This window comes from Pseudomonas panipatensis (genome assembly GCF_900099785.1).
GTDB lineage: Bacteria > Pseudomonadota > Gammaproteobacteria > Pseudomonadales > Pseudomonadaceae > Pseudomonas > Pseudomonas panipatensis.
In genome coordinates this window covers 779,094-792,842 of record NZ_FNDS01000001.1, presented here as the reverse complement: position 1 = coordinate 792,842, position 13,749 = coordinate 779,094, and the positions used below count along the sequence as shown (strand labels likewise).

20 protein-coding genes are annotated in these 13,749 nt (G+C 63.0%); 16 read left to right on the top strand and 4 right to left on the bottom strand.

Annotated features, from left to right (window positions below; all coding sequences use genetic code 11):
- Window positions 1-32: 32 nt before the first annotated feature.
- Window positions 33-2,558, bottom strand: coding sequence for a bifunctional DNA primase/polymerase (locus BLQ74_RS03830; protein WP_090261011.1), 2,526 nt, complete (start codon window positions 2,556-2,558; stop codon window positions 33-35).
- Between the two features lie 71 nt (window positions 2,559-2,629).
- Here BLQ74_RS03830 and BLQ74_RS03825 point away from each other — a divergent pair, with 71 nt between their 5' ends.
- Window positions 2,630-3,190, top strand: a complete 561-nt coding sequence (locus tag BLQ74_RS03825; RefSeq protein ID WP_090261009.1) for a hypothetical protein — start codon at window positions 2,630-2,632, stop codon at window positions 3,188-3,190.
- On the opposite strand, the gene BLQ74_RS03820 is transcribed toward BLQ74_RS03825, so the two are convergent.
- The 3 genes from BLQ74_RS03820 to BLQ74_RS26925 form a co-directional block, all read right to left on the bottom strand.
- Entirely contained in the window at window positions 3,180-3,392 is a 213-nt protein-coding gene (locus BLQ74_RS03820) for a TraR/DksA C4-type zinc finger protein (RefSeq protein ID WP_090261007.1), read from the bottom strand. The genes BLQ74_RS03825 and BLQ74_RS03820 overlap by 11 nt on opposite strands.
- Window positions 3,385-3,885: a phage regulatory CII family protein gene (locus BLQ74_RS03815; RefSeq protein ID WP_090261005.1), complete on the bottom strand. Its 501-nt coding sequence runs from the start codon at window positions 3,883-3,885 to the stop codon at window positions 3,385-3,387. Before BLQ74_RS03815 ends, BLQ74_RS03820 begins: the two co-directional genes overlap by 8 nt.
- A gap of 159 nt (window positions 3,886-4,044) precedes the next feature.
- Entirely contained in the window at window positions 4,045-4,257 is a 213-nt protein-coding gene (locus BLQ74_RS26925) for a hypothetical protein (protein ID WP_139199027.1), read from the bottom strand.
- Here BLQ74_RS26925 and BLQ74_RS27630 point away from each other — a divergent pair.
- From BLQ74_RS27630 to BLQ74_RS03735, 15 genes are all read left to right on the top strand, one after another.
- On the top strand, window positions 4,244-5,077 hold the full coding sequence (locus BLQ74_RS27630; RefSeq protein ID WP_244507135.1) for a LexA family protein: 834 nt from the start codon (window positions 4,244-4,246) through the stop codon (window positions 5,075-5,077). The genes BLQ74_RS26925 and BLQ74_RS27630 overlap by 14 nt on opposite strands.
- A gap of 345 nt (window positions 5,078-5,422) precedes the next feature.
- A complete protein-coding gene (locus BLQ74_RS27625) occupies window positions 5,423-6,277 on the top strand; it encodes a DUF3310 domain-containing protein (protein ID WP_244507134.1) in 855 nt (284 codons plus the stop codon).
- Window positions 6,278-6,287: 10 nt separating this feature from the next.
- The gene (locus tag BLQ74_RS03795; protein WP_090261001.1) at window positions 6,288-6,572 is read left to right on the top strand and encodes a hypothetical protein; all 285 of its coding nucleotides are present in this window, start codon (window positions 6,288-6,290) and stop codon (window positions 6,570-6,572) included.
- The gene (locus BLQ74_RS03790; protein ID WP_090260999.1) at window positions 6,569-6,940 is read left to right on the top strand and encodes a hypothetical protein; all 372 of its coding nucleotides are present in this window, start codon (window positions 6,569-6,571) and stop codon (window positions 6,938-6,940) included. Before BLQ74_RS03795 ends, BLQ74_RS03790 begins: the two co-directional genes overlap by 4 nt.
- Window positions 6,937-7,188 carry a hypothetical protein gene (locus BLQ74_RS03785; protein ID WP_090260997.1) on the top strand — a complete coding sequence of 84 codons (252 nt, stop codon included), beginning with the start codon at window positions 6,937-6,939 and terminating at the stop codon, window positions 7,186-7,188. The genes BLQ74_RS03790 and BLQ74_RS03785 overlap by 4 nt, the downstream gene beginning before the upstream one ends.
- Window positions 7,185-7,421, top strand: a complete 237-nt coding sequence (locus BLQ74_RS03780; RefSeq protein WP_090260995.1) for a pyocin activator PrtN family protein — start codon at window positions 7,185-7,187, stop codon at window positions 7,419-7,421. Before BLQ74_RS03785 ends, BLQ74_RS03780 begins: the two co-directional genes overlap by 4 nt.
- Before the next feature lie 219 nt (window positions 7,422-7,640).
- A complete protein-coding gene (locus BLQ74_RS03775; protein ID WP_090260992.1) occupies window positions 7,641-7,988 on the top strand; it encodes a hypothetical protein in 348 nt (115 codons plus the stop codon).
- Between the two features lie 42 nt (window positions 7,989-8,030).
- Complete coding sequence (locus BLQ74_RS03770) at window positions 8,031-8,840, top strand: DUF2303 family protein (protein WP_090260990.1); 810 nt, start codon at window positions 8,031-8,033, stop codon at window positions 8,838-8,840.
- 74 nt (window positions 8,841-8,914) lie between these two features.
- Complete coding sequence (locus BLQ74_RS03765; protein WP_090260988.1) at window positions 8,915-9,394, top strand: hypothetical protein; 480 nt, start codon at window positions 8,915-8,917, stop codon at window positions 9,392-9,394.
- The gene (locus BLQ74_RS27535; RefSeq protein ID WP_212633121.1) at window positions 9,391-10,722 is read left to right on the top strand and encodes a DHH family phosphoesterase; all 1,332 of its coding nucleotides are present in this window, start codon (window positions 9,391-9,393) and stop codon (window positions 10,720-10,722) included. Before BLQ74_RS03765 ends, BLQ74_RS27535 begins: the two co-directional genes overlap by 4 nt.
- A 4-nt stretch (window positions 10,723-10,726) precedes the next feature.
- Window positions 10,727-11,476, top strand: a complete 750-nt coding sequence (locus BLQ74_RS26920) for a hypothetical protein (RefSeq protein WP_139199026.1) — start codon at window positions 10,727-10,729, stop codon at window positions 11,474-11,476.
- Window positions 11,473-12,540: a phosphoadenosine phosphosulfate reductase domain-containing protein gene (locus BLQ74_RS03750; RefSeq protein ID WP_090260984.1), complete on the top strand. Its 1,068-nt coding sequence runs from the start codon at window positions 11,473-11,475 to the stop codon at window positions 12,538-12,540. Before BLQ74_RS26920 ends, BLQ74_RS03750 begins: the two co-directional genes overlap by 4 nt.
- Window positions 12,537-13,169 (top strand): hypothetical protein, encoded by a 633-nt coding sequence (locus tag BLQ74_RS03745; RefSeq protein WP_090260982.1) that lies wholly within the window; start codon window positions 12,537-12,539, stop codon window positions 13,167-13,169. Before BLQ74_RS03750 ends, BLQ74_RS03745 begins: the two co-directional genes overlap by 4 nt.
- Complete coding sequence (locus BLQ74_RS03740; protein ID WP_090260980.1) at window positions 13,166-13,465, top strand: hypothetical protein; 300 nt, start codon at window positions 13,166-13,168, stop codon at window positions 13,463-13,465. Before BLQ74_RS03745 ends, BLQ74_RS03740 begins: the two co-directional genes overlap by 4 nt.
- Entirely contained in the window at window positions 13,462-13,743 is a 282-nt protein-coding gene (locus BLQ74_RS03735; RefSeq protein WP_090260978.1) for a pyocin activator PrtN family protein, read from the top strand. Before BLQ74_RS03740 ends, BLQ74_RS03735 begins: the two co-directional genes overlap by 4 nt.
- Window positions 13,744-13,749 lie beyond the last annotated feature (6 nt).

Here is a 13,749-nt window from a genome sequence, read left to right as displayed (position 1 = left end):
GCTGTCGGAATACTGTCGGAATGTCGGAATCATCAGTCCAGCTCTCCCGGGGCAGGGATCGATCTTCGATTGAAGTGGGTACCGAACTTCCGGCATTCCTTCCCCGCCTCGGCCGCCCAATTGCGCCCCAGTTCTGCCTTGCGCGCCGCGAACTCCGGTGTCACGAAGATCCGCGCCGTCCTGAAGTCATCTCGGTCAGTCGGGTAACGGATGTCGGGCCGCTCGCGGAGCAGGTCCCGCGCCGCCTCCTGCAGAAAGTCCCGCTCTCGTCGCTTGAACTCGTTGGCCCCATCGCACCATCGGCAGAAGGACTGCCACAGATCTGCCTGTGTCACCGCCCCCGTCACCGGGAACTCGGTCTCACCGGCCATCCAACGCCGCACGAAATACCGCGGGGCCGCCAGGCTACCGTCGATCAACGCCTGCTTCTCGTCGTTTAGCGGGGGCTTGCTGTGCGGGCCGAACCCCGTGAGATCCAGGTTCATGAGGTAGTGGTAGAAGGACTCGATGCCGCCACTCTCGATCTCGCCCACCAGCGCCTGGAAGTAGCCCGCCGCCGGCACTCGGTCGACGTACAACACCAGGTAGCGCCGATCACCATCGTCCAGCGCCATAGGCACCGTCGAGTTGGAGAGGAAGACGAAGTTGAGGTGGTTGGCCTCCTCCCGCACCGGCATGTTCTTCTCGTTGATTTGCAACGTCTCGCCAGTTACCAGGTGCTTCAGCACGCCCTTGTAGTGCCTCATCTCCTCGCGGCTGACAACCTCCTCGGCCAGAGCGAACAGCTTGCGGCTCTGCCAGCCGGTGAACTGGCTTTCCAACTGGGCCTGACCGATGGTCGTGCCGTACTCGCCGTAGATCCGCCGGACGACCTGCTCCCACAGCAAGCTCTTGCCTGGGCCCTCCGCCCCGAACATCACCACAGCCGTGGCCATCTTCGCGCCGGGGTACTGGAGCGGGTAGGCGATCCACTTCAACAGGAACAGGTACTCATCAGCGCGGTTGTTGCACAGCAGGCCCAGGTGCTTGCGGATCAGCACGCAGCCGTCCGCCCCCCGAGGATCGGGTGTAACCTTGAACCCGTCGTACAGGTTGAGCATCACCGGATCGCATCGCTCGGTCGGATCGAACACCACGTCCTGGGCCATCTGCCGGTGCTCGCTTTCCTGCCACCACTTGTAGCGGGTGCGCCCTACAGCCTCCCGGATTGCGGAGAGTTTGATCAGCCGCGCCCGCTTACGGTCCCAGGCGGTGTCCGTCCCGTAGATGACGACGAAGTCCTGCAGCAGCTCCTGCTCGCTGATGCGGAAGCCCCCCGCGCCCCCCGGAGTGGGAGCGCCGGCCAGCTCGGCAGCAGCCGGGCCGCACTCAAGAGAAGGGGCGCAGGGAAGAGAGTCCTCCGGTTCTTCCGTCACCGCCTGGGACTCAGGGGGTTGCTGGACGGCCACGCGAGGGAACCCCTCAGGCGGGGGCTCCTCGCGCTTCGGCTCGCGCTCGATGCCCAGCATGCGCGCCGCCGCCTTCACCGCATCACCCTGGTTGCCGTTGTGCTCGAGCAGGCAGTACACGTCGAAGGCATCGTTCTGGTGCCCGTTGGCCAGCGGATCGGAGCCGTGGTGCGAGTACACGCGACCGTCATCGCTGATCGTCACGCCCGGTAGGCCGGTGCTGCTCTGCGGGCAAAGCCACTTCGCACCGCGCTTGATGTAGCCATGGGCAGCCAGCAGCGACTCGACGTCGTGCGCCTGGTTGAAGGCATCGATCACCGAGCGCGAGCTACCGGCCGGCGCCTTGGGCTTCGGCTTCGCAGCCTTCTTCGGGGCCGCAGCCTTGGGCGCCCACGGGCAGGCCGCCTCGGCGTCCCGCTTGAAGATGTCCCAGTTGTTCCAGATGTTCAGGAGGTCATTCGGTAGCACTGGCAAGCCATCTCCCGACGGAGGCGTCCGCCAGGTATAGGGCTTGCCGGTGCCCGGGTGAATGGATGGCGGCAGAAGGTCCTGCACCAAGCCAGCCCGCAGCTCGAAGACGGTGAAGCGCTTCAGGCTATCTGCCAGCGCCTGCATCTTCGCCTGATGCTCCGTGTCGCCCTTCTCTTTGGCAGCCAGGATCGCAGCCTGGGCCAACTTGAACTTGGAGCCATCCGGGTCGTTCTCGTTGGGCCAGCTCAGCGAATGCCGGCTTAGCTCGACGCCTTCCGGCAGGCGGAACATCACGCGGAAGCGCTCCGGGTTGCCCACCACAGTCGGGTAGGAGACCGGTAGCGCATCGAGGTCGAGTCCGAGCAGATCCCACAACACCTTTCGGGTAGAAGGCACGTCATCGACGTCCAGCGAACAGACGCGGCTTGGCCCGAGCACGACCCCCAGGTTGTGCTTCGGGTTCTTAGTCCAGAAGGCTTCAGCCTTGGCGGGGTCGGTGAGCTGCCCACCCGGGCGCTGCCAGCCCTTCCCCCGCGGGATCTTGTCGCCGGGCTCGATGTCCACCAGGGCCAGGCCGAACACTTCGATGTAGCGCCGCGCCCAGGCGGCAATCGGAGTGGTGTTCCCTGCCTGGGTCATGCGCCGCACTCCCACAACACTCTAGAAGCAGGCAACATAGCGCTCACACTGATCCGCATGGAGGTGATGAAGTGCAGGCTCTTATCTGCTGGTTCGAGCAACATCCAGGAACTGCCGGTTGGTTCCAGGCAATCGGGGTGATCATTTCCCTGATTGGCGCAATCTGCGTCGCTTCTTACCAAAACCGAGCCCAGAGAACTCTGGCCACCACTGAGCACCGAAGAAACGAAACTCAACGCCTCAAAACCTTCATCGCGCTCGGCGAGCACGCTGGTGAACTGGTGCGAACAAGCGACAGTCATCTGGGATCGGAGCAGCCTGAGCTCGTCGCGTTCTACACGGTTTCTGGCTACCAGCGGTCTTCGTTCGATGCTCTTACAAGAACCTTCTCTGCATTTCCCTACCTTGAACTCCCTGGCACCGAGACACTTAGCTTCGCACTCAGCTTGAGTGACTCGTTCACTCTTGCAAGTGAGTGCATTGCGGCTGCGGTCGAATGCTGGCCCCAGCGGCATGAAGCATTTGGTAGGGCATACAGATCCCTTACTGAAGAGCACTTGCCCAACATGGACTACTACCTCCAGGAATTGAGAACGATCTTGGAGAATCAAGCCGGCGATCTTAAGCATTGACCCTCTCCAGTAGGCTTTGACACTCATCGCAGCACTCGCATCCGGGCACCGCCAAGCGCCGCGCCGGTGGAATCGCCTCACCACACTTTTCGCAGTGGGTCGCGCTGATGCTGTATGCCGGCGCTGGGCGTTGCCGGCGGGCCAGCAGGCCCTGGCGGCGGTTCTCTTCCGCTTCCGCGGCTTGCTCGAGGACATCAGCCATTTGCCCGGCCCTCCAACAGTTTCTCCATGGACTGGCGCGCGCCGGCCATGATGCCCAGCACCGCACGGATCACGTTTGCACCGTGGTACTCCAGGTCGCTGACCTCGTGGGGCTCCCACTTGTTGTCGTCGGCACCCTTCTGCAGGCTGGCGACGAACTCGCCCTCTCGCTGCAGCAGCTCGCCCACGGCCTTCAGCGCCGATCCGGTCGCCTCGACTGCCTCCGGCGCGTACCAGACCGCCCCGGCAGGCCGCACAAGGGAGTCCAGCAAGCGCGGGTCCCGTGTCAGGCGAATGATGTCCTCCAGCTCGTCGGGGTTCAGCCACCGGCGTTCCTCGTCGAGCTTGAGTTTCTTCTGGAGATCCTCGTAGGGCAGGACCATGTCGTGGGCCAGGGAGGTCAAGCCTCCCCTGTAGTCGCGCCCGGCGCGGTAAAGCGCCTGGCGGAGATCGAACACCGGACCAGCGTCCGGTAGCAGGTCTTTCCGGCTCATAACCGTAAATGCTCCCTTTACGGTGTAGCCATCGAGCAGGGTTGGACCTACTCTATGGCCACGACCGATGCATGTGCTGTGTCGTCGTAAGCCGGCCAGGGAGTAGAGGCCCTATCCGGCACCCGCCGGCGCGGGGGTTCAGAGCCCCGCGCCGGCACTTCAAGCGGCTCGTGCCGACCGTTGTCGCCGGCCGACTTCGCGCAGCTCGTAAGCTTTGAAACTCCCATCCGGCATCTGGCGAACCCAGATTGAGCGGTCGGAATTGAGCATCTGCGATACCGAGCCCTGCGTGACGCCGATCAGCGCCGCTATCTCGGATTGCCCCTTGCCCTCGGCGAAGGCGCGGAAGGGAACTCCAATGTCCTCAGTCATCGACGTAGTCCTCGGTAAAGCCATGCCTCGAAATATTAGGCAGGGCAATTATTTGAGGCAAGCAAAATATTCGTCCAGCGATTTTGAACATATTGGCGAGCCTAATATGATCAACCGCATGAGCAACGAACTCCCCCCACACGTCAAAGATGAAGCCGCCAGGCTCAAATCCATCTATCAGGCAGCGAAGGCCGGATCGAAGGGAAAGCTGACGCAGGCCACTCTTGCCGAGGAATGCGGCTGGTCCTCACAGGGCACAGTCAGCCAGTACCTGAATGGCTCGATGGAACTCAACCTAGAGGCGCTCCTGAAGTTCGCAGGCGCTCTCCACTTCGAGCCACACAAAGTCAGCCCTCGCCTTGCGCCCATCTATCAGGCTGTGAGCAGAGGTTCGACGCCTGAGTCGGATACAGTAATAGGACCAGCAGGGAGGCTGTTGCCAGTGATTGGCTATGTTCAAGCCGGGGCGTTCTGCGAGGCGGTGGACATATTCCAGCCTGGCGACGCAGAGGAATGGGTAGAAGCAGGGGGTCCAGCTGGACCTCACGCCTTTATCGTGCGGGTTGAAGGCATCAGCATGATCCCTGACTTCTTCCCCGGAGATAAGGTGGTGGTCGATCCCGACCAAGAAACCAAGCACAACGATTTCATCCTGGCTAAACGCACCAGCGATCAGCACGTTACGCTGAAGCGCCTGCAGATTGAGGGCGGCGAGGCATACCTGCTAGCAACAAATCCCTCATGGCCCGACCGGATTATTCGCATGTCCGAGGAATGGATAATCTGCGGGAGAATCCGGCGAAAAATCGTCGACTTCTGACCTAGAGCCCGCCTATCGCGGGCTTTTTATTGGCCAAGAAAAGCGCCCCAACAAATATTTATTAGCCAGACTATTGACCGAAAAAATCTGCCAGGCTAATTTTTATCTCGTACCCACCTCTACCCTTGGAGTACGAGACATGCAATCGACACAGCACATGCCCAAAGCCCGCTGCCCGGTGTATCTGCATCCGGCTGCGGCCACCAGCCGCGAATCCGTCGAGGCCATCCAAGCCCGCACCGGACTGCTGGTGATCGTAGGCACTTCCCAGCGCGCCAGCCTCATTCAGCCGCGCCCTGTTGACCACAGCACGGACGCTGACTCCGGTCCGTGGGGAGGTGCCGCGTGACTGCCTACGCCCTAACCCCCATGGCCGCTGCCGCCCTGCAAGACATCGCAAACAACGGCGGCAGCGCGTCGATTCTGTTGAGCCGCCCAGCCGCCAGCATTCATGCGGCCGTTTGTATCGAGCAGGCCGGCGCGCAGATGGAGGCCGTGGTCATCATCGGCAACACGACCAACAGCCTGACCCTGCAGACGCGCGACAGCGCCAATGCCCGGCATCTTGCAGAGTTCGTCGAGGCCATCGCCAACGGCACCCTGGATACCGCCGCGGCGCCTGCCGAGACGGTCGCCGCTGGACACACCCTGCTCCCCTGCTGGAAGTGCAAGGGCGCGGCGATTGGCTTCGACTACTGCGCCCCCGGGCCTGGCACGCGCTTCCTCCACGGAGCCAAATGCCGGCATAACGACTGCCAGACCATCATGGACTGTGCCAGTGAAGCCGCTGCGGCAGACTGCTGGAACGCCATTCAAGCGGGCTCTGTTGACGACAACCATTCCGGTGAAGACGCCGATATGGTCAACCACCCGCCGCACTACAGCGGCCATCCCTCTGGCGTGGAGTGCATCCAGGTCACCGAGCGCCTGTCTTTTAACCTGGGCAATGCCTTCAAGTATGTGTTCCGGCATCGCGCCAAGAACGGCCACGAGGATCTGCTGAAAGCGCAGTGGTACCTGACCCGCGAACTCGAACGGAGCGACCTCGTCGGCATCAGCATTGGCGATCTGGACGCTAATACGCTGGCCAGCCGAATCGCTGCTCACGAGTGCTACCCAGTAGGCGCCTGCCTTGTCGCAATTGCCAACTACGAGCCCCAAGAGGCTATGCGCTGGCTCTCCAAGCTGATCGACGGCTGAGGCAGTTGTCATGAATCGGGACATCCGCCACGCAGCTGCCGCCCTCGGTGTCACTGAGCGTGCCCTGCGCGGCTTCCTCCGCCAGCACAAGGACCTGAACCACGACGGCACCCTCGCGGCCAAGCACATCGGCGCAGGGAACCTGTTCATGGACCCGCGCTCGCGCTGGAATCCGCGCCTCGGCATGTACACCCACTACAGCGTCGTGATGGTCACCGAGGCCGGCGTCGCCTGGCTGGCCAAGCGCCTCGGTGTGGACATCACCGTCACCCAGCACAAGGACGACGTGGCATGAACCAGACTCCGAACCCTATCGCCGACGCTGTCGGCACCCTCAAGCTGGTCGGTATGCACTTCGCTGCGCCCACTGCCTACCCGGCAGAAGTCCTACAGAGCGCGGCTGTCGAGTGCATCGAACGCCTCGCTGGCCTGCCCAAGGAGGCCGCTCAACTGGGACAGCTCTACACCGCCCTGCTCGCCGCTACCCCGCGCGGCTGGCTGCCGCACGTCACGCTCACTACCGATGCGGAGCGCCCCTTCGGTGCCGTCATCACTGACGAGGCCGGAAACATCGCCGCCCGCGGCATCGGCAAGAGCATCGAGGGCCTCGTCGCCCTGGTGTCGGCCCGCCTGCCCGTGGGGTGCGGGGAGGTATCAGCTTGAATCGGGAGGCCATCCACCAACTGACCCGGCTGGCCATGGCCACCCGGCTGGCGGCGCACCAAGACGCAGTGCCGGTCGCCGCCCGCATGGCGGACACCGCTGCGCAGATGGCACTGGCCCTAGAGGTCATCGACGCCCGGGAGTCCTCGCGCTACTTCGACCTGATCACCAACGCAATGAAGCACCGCCTGGCCGAGCTGCGTGCAGCGAAACTTGCCTCCACCCCCTGGACCAAGGAGGCCCGATGACCACCCTGGAGCAACTGTTCAAGCAGTGGGGCACTGCCACGCTCTCGCTGTCGGAGGTTCGCACGACCTACTTCCAGCACATCAAGACGGATAAGCGCCTGCGCGCACTGATCGAGAGCGGCGAGGTCGCGCTGACCATTCGCAAGCTCACCAAGTCCCGCCGGGAAAAGCCGGTGGTGTACCTGCAGGACCTGGCCGAGTTCCTTGACTCGCAGTCCACGCAAGCAGCTTGAAGAAAAGCGTCCCGGCGCACCCGGGTGGATCAATAGGGAGGAGTGGCAGCCATGTAACCGAGAACCCTGGGCAGGCCAGACCCATTCCGGCCGAGCCGACCAGCTCTCACATAAGGCGGCTTACGTGAGGCACGAAGGCCTGGAGACGGGCCTTCCCCAGGACGCTTTCCACCGAGAGCGCCCTGGGGAACACCAACCACCACCAACGAGGCACAGCACATGAAAAAGACCGACGTGAACGACTTCTTCGGCTCGCTGAATGCGGGCGTCTTCGCCAACCAGATCGGCACCGCGCTCTCTGATGTCGGCGCCGGCGTGGTCGAGTTCAGCAAGAAAGGCAAGGTCGTGATCACCCTGGAGTTCAGCCAGATTGGCGAATCCAATCAGGTGAAGATCAGCCACAAGCTCGACTACAAGGTGCCCACCAAGCGCGGCAGCCGCAGCGAAGACACCGCACTCGACACCCCGATGTACGTCACCCCGAACGGCCTTGAGTTGTTCCAGACGAATCCGACCGCCCAGCTCTTCAACCGCGAGCAGACCCCGGTCATCCCTCAGGACGCCTAACTCGTCCGCCCTCAACCTCTACCACATCAAGGAACACAGCACATGAAAGAAGCACTGCAACTGGTCCTCGCCAACGCCGTCGCTGCCGCCAACGTCCGCGTCACCGGCTCGGCCGGGGCCATGGCGGTCGTCCCGGAAGGCTTCAAGCTCCAGAACCTGGAGAAGCTAGAAGCGCACCGCAACCGCTTCCGCGGCGCCCTGACCACCTCCTCGTTGGCGGACTTCGTCACCTACGTGAATGAGCGCGCTAACGAGGAGACTCGCGGCTTCGTCGACAAGGACAGCATGTCCTGCCGCGTGATCTTCAACCTGGGCGACACCAGCCAGGCCGGCCACGGCGACGACATCGCCACCCTGACTCTGCAGCCGACTGCCGCCTACGCCGCCCTGCAGGCCATCGCCGGTCAGCGCCTGTCGCAGAAGGACCTGGCCGAGTGGATGGAAGATTGGCGTGATTTCCTGAAGGCGGTCACCCCGGACGATCAGGAAATGAACCTGGTCCAGGCCATCGCCGCCGTTCGCAACATCACCATCAAGGCCAGCTCCGAGCGGACCACCGTCGAGGGCAACTTCAACGCCTCGCGCAGCGCCATGGACCAGATCGAGGCCGCCAGCCAGGACACCCTCCCCGGCTCGCTCATCTTCACCTGCCAGCCGTACGACGGCCTGCCGCTGCGCAACTTCGTCCTGCGCCTGTCGGTGCTGACCGGCGAAGCCAAGCCAGTGATCAAGCCGCGCTGGGTGGCTGAGCAGCAGGTACGCGAGGAGATTGCGCAGGAGTTCAAGGACCTGCTGTCCGCCGACATCACCTCCACCGACCTGACCATCGGCACCTTCAAAGTCGGCGAATAACCCTACCCACGCAGCACCCCGCCGCCGGCCTCTACCAGCTCTTCCGGCGGCGGGCCCTGACGAGGACACAGCACATGCAGAACACCACTTATCACCTGATTATGCTCGGCCTGGCCATCGCCTTCGGCGTTGCCCTGCTGATCGCCTGGCGGACTACCCGTAACAGCCACGCCGCCGGCTACAGCCAAGGCTTCGAGGACGGCAAGCGCAGCCAGCTGGCCCACATCAACGCGCTACACGAGGACCTGGCCCTGCTCCGCGCCCGCCATCGCCTGGCCGATGCCGAGCACCAGCTCGAGCGCGAGCGCCTGATCCAGGACTGCGACAAACGCATCGCCTTCTACGCGCGCCGTACGAGCCCCTTCACCGAAAAGGACGCAGTCGAGCTGATGAAGATCAGCGGCCAGCTCCAGGTCACCGCAAACACCGCCCAGCGCATCGGCGCAACCACCCACCAAGCCCAGGCGCTGCGTGCCGCTGATTCTGCCAGCCAGATGGCAGGCCGCATCCGGGCCGTGCTGGCTGCGGATGACGCACAGGAGGACGCAGCATGAAGAGCGTTCTGGTATGCGGCCCGCAGGGCTGCGGAAAGACTCGCAACGCGACTCTGATCGCCGGTGCGCTAGATCTAACCAAGATCGTCGACAACTGGCAGATCGGGGATGAATTGCCGCTGGAAAACACGCTGATCCTGACCAACGCCGCGCCGAACTCACGCCCCTGGCCTGGCGAGAAATGGCTTACTTTCATGACCTACAACGAAGCCATGCAGCACGTGTACCGCCCGCCGCTCTGCATCTACCACGCGAGCTGCGCGGATGGCTTCGGCGCCGCCTGGGTCGTTCGGAAGGCGATGCCGCACGCTGAATTCCATCCCGCCCGTTATGGCGAGCCGATGCCGGACGTAGCAGGCCGTGTAGTTGTGCTGGTTGACTTCTCCTACTCACGGGACCAACTGCTACAGATGGCCGAAATCGCCAAGCGCGTCCTGGTTATCGATCACCACAAGACCGCCGCCGAGGCACTTGCCGGGCTCCCACAGGTCGCAGACGCCTCAAGCTGGGCACATAGCGGACGCGCCATCTCCACCTGCTTCGACATGGAGCGCAGCGGTGCCGGCCTGACTTGGGACTTCTTCTTCCCCGGACAGCCTCGCCCCGACTTGATCAATCACATCGAGGACCGCGACCTCTGGCGCTTCAAGCTGGAAGGGACGCGGGAGGTACAGGCCAACGTCTTCAGCTACCCCTACGACTTCGAGGTGTGGGACCAACTGGCAGCCACGCCCGCCGAGCAACTTCGCTCCGACGGTATCGCCATCGAGCGGAAACACCACAAGGACATCGCGGAACTGCTCAAAGCCCTCCGTCGCCGCATGACGATCGGCGGCTACGACGTGCCGGCGGCCAACCTGCCCTACATCCACTCCAGTGACGCCGGCCACGTGATGGCCCAGGGCGAGCCCTTCGCGGCCTGCTACTGGGATACGCCCGCCGGCCGTACCTTCTCGCTGCGCAGTGAAACCGATGGCCTGGACGTGTCTGCCATCGCCAAGCTCTACGGTGGCGGCGGACACCGCAATGCCGCCGGCTTCACCGTCAGCTACGAGCACCCGCTCGCACACAACGCCCCACCCCTGAAGTGCTTCCAGGTGGGCGACTACGACCTGGTTGCCGCTCACACCCCGGAGCAGGCCATCAAGCTGCTGTGCGCCTTCTGCGGATACGACTCCGACACCTTCAACCTGCTCGACGTGACGGAGTGGACCGACGCTCAACTGGATAGCGAATGCTTCGAGGAAGAAGGCATCACCCCTGCCGATCCATGGCGCGTTCAGTTCGCTGCTTGCGTCTACCCGCAGTACCTCGGCGGATGGGAGTGAACAAATGACCTCCATTCGCAGAGCTTTCAACGGCAATACAGCTCAAGAACAGAAGGCTCCGGGGCTACTGGCCTGGAGCCTCCTCGACCCAAGCATTCAGCAACAGCTCAAGCTCCTGAGCGCGGCGAACCAACTCCTTGCTTTGAACATCGTAGGTAAGCTTGTCGATGTTCTCATTTGCCAATACACCTTCGCCCTTGAGGGTTCTCATCAACCCTCGGAAGGCCCCTCTAAAGCCAAGAATTCCAACTGCTATCTCGGATGTTGGCGCCGCCGAGACATTAATTCCGTCCAGAACATCTCCGAGGTTGTGCTGCATTTCATCCCCAAAATGCCTGTACGGGCCAAAACCAAAGGAGTCCGTGCCAGTTTTGGACGCTATGTCCATGAGAAGAGTTTGACTTCGCACATCAGTGACGATTTGCGAAACCATGGAGCAGAACACAACATCCTGCCTCCGCTTTGCCTGGTCATCTCGTCGATCCTTCGCGCCCGCGATGTACATCGAGGCCAGAATCGCAACGACGGAACCAACTGCTTGCACCCAGGCCGGAGCATTGCTGCTGCTCCACGGCCAACCGGCCACCCACCAAAGCGCAACAGCAGCCAATGGCGAGACGAGCAGAGCAGCAAAAAGGCTGCGCACTGGCAGCCTGAAAGTTATCTCATCTGGCACTCCGGCCATCCTCTTGCCATCAATGAAGTTCGCAGCATGCCTATGGCGCTCTCAGCGGCCCAGGGGGTGGCAGCATGACCACCTTCCGCGAACTCACGCTTGCGCAGGCCAGGCCACTCCCCTGGTACGGCACCGACCTGGTGCCAGGCCAGCAGCACAACATCGTCAGCGTCTCCGGCGGCAAGGACAGTACCGCCACGCTGCTGGTGGCCATGGCGCACGGGGTGCCGAACCTCCGTGGCGTCTTCGCCGACACCGGCAACGAGCACGAGCTGACGCTGGAGTACGTCGACTACCTGGAGCAGGTAACCGGCGTGACCATCGAGCGCCGCCGCGCCGATTTCTCCCGACAGATCGCTGGCAAGCGCCGCTACATCGAAACCAAGTGGCGAGAGCAAGGCGTGGCCGAGACCATCATCGAGGCCGCCCTGGAGGTACTCCAGCCCACAGGCAACCCATTCCTCGACCTCTGCCTGTGGAAAGGACGCTTCCCCTCCCGCAAGGCCCAGTTCTGCACCGAGGAGCTGAAGCGCAACGTCATCATCGAGCAGGTGATGCTCCCCCTGCTCGACGACCAGAACATGGTGCTGTCATGGCAGGGCGTGCGTCGCGAGGAGTCGGAGGCGCGGCGCTACCTCCCCGAATGCGATGAGGTGGGCGGCGGGCTGTTCAACTACCGGCCGATCCTCACCTGGCCGGTGGAAGCCGTTTTCGAGGCCCACCGCTATGCCGGCGTAAAGCCCAACCCGCTCTACAGCCAAGGCATGGGCCGAGTTGGCTGCATGCCCTGCATCAACTGCCGCAAGGGCGAATTGCGCGAGATCGCCCTGCGCTTCCCCGAGCACATCGAACGCATCGAGCAGTGGGAGGATCTGGTCCAGCAAGCCTCGAAACGCGGCGGCGCGACGTTCTTCGCCGCCGCAAGCGCCAAACACCAGGCCGGCAGCATCCAAGACCTCAGCGCCGCGGAGATCGTCCGCATCGCCAACATCCGCCAAGCCGTGGAGTGGTCCCGCACCACCCGCGGCGGTATCCAATACGACCTGATGGCAGAGGCCGACGACGCCTCGGCCTGCTCCAGCGCCTACGGCCTCTGCGAAGGCGACTGGGAGCCCGTCAACGTGAAGGAGCTTGCAGCATGACCACCAACACCCAACAACTGGCCGCGCTCCTCGAACAGGCAGACGCCGCCCTCATGAGCGCCGAGTGCCATCAGTGGCTCAGTCAGGCCCGCAAGGACATCAACACCGCGCGCAACGCATTGACGAAAGCCATCCGCGAGCTGTCCCTGCAAACAGCCGTAGCCGAGGCGCTCAAGATTGAAAACAAGGAGCTGCGCGGCGCCGCCGCTCACTGGGAGAGCGAAGCAAGGTTCCTTCAGACGCAGCTTGACTCAGCGCGCACCGAACGTGACCGCAACAAACGCACCATCTGCGACATGGCCCTGGACATCGTCGCGGTTGGCGAAGCACTGGGCGTTCCCCCAGCAGAGCAGGTCGGAGGGACAGCCGAATTTGTCGACCTTATCCAAGCGTTGAGCAAGGACAAGGCCCGCCTCGACCGGCTCGACCAACTCAATGCCGCGCTGAACGCCAAGTACGGCACGACCTATCGGTGGCAGGTGATCGTCAATCACAACGTTAACCGCCTGATGCTGGGGCACCTGAAGTTCGATCTAAACGACCAGGACTGTAATGGCCTGCCGTCCTGCCGCGACGCACTGGATACCATCATGCCAGCCGAATCGCCTGCGCAGGGAAATGCCGCATGAGCTGCACGATCACCTACATGACCAGTCGCGCACCGGGCGCAGAGGACCGCGCACAGAAGCGCGGGACTCTGCCTCGCCGTCCTGTGCGCTGGCTGGCCAGCGTCTGGATGATCGCTCCCAACGGCGAGAAGACCACCCACTCCATCACAGTCCCCGCCTGCACAGCGCCTGATCTGGTTCCCGCCATCGGCGAGCGTATCGACGCCCTGGCGCAGGAGAACGGGAACACCTGCATTCAGTTCGGCTGGACCGCCAGCGCTCATGGAGCGCGGAAGCCGAGAGGGGCGAAACGATGAACACCGCTTTCCTGTTGATGGCTCAATACAATGGCGCGGCGATCATCCCAATAGATCGCGTCTGCGCCGACTACTTCAGCCACCTGACCCCGGAAATGTTCCAGCGCAAGGTAATGTCTGGTGACATCGACCTTCCCATAGTCCGCTTGGAAGGCAGCCAGAAGACCGCCAAGGGTGTTCACCTGGCCGACCTGGCTTCTTATCTGGACGCCAGGCGCTTGGCCGCCAAGAAAGAAAACGACCAACTTCACGGGCGCCACACCCGGCGAGCCGGCTAAGGGGCG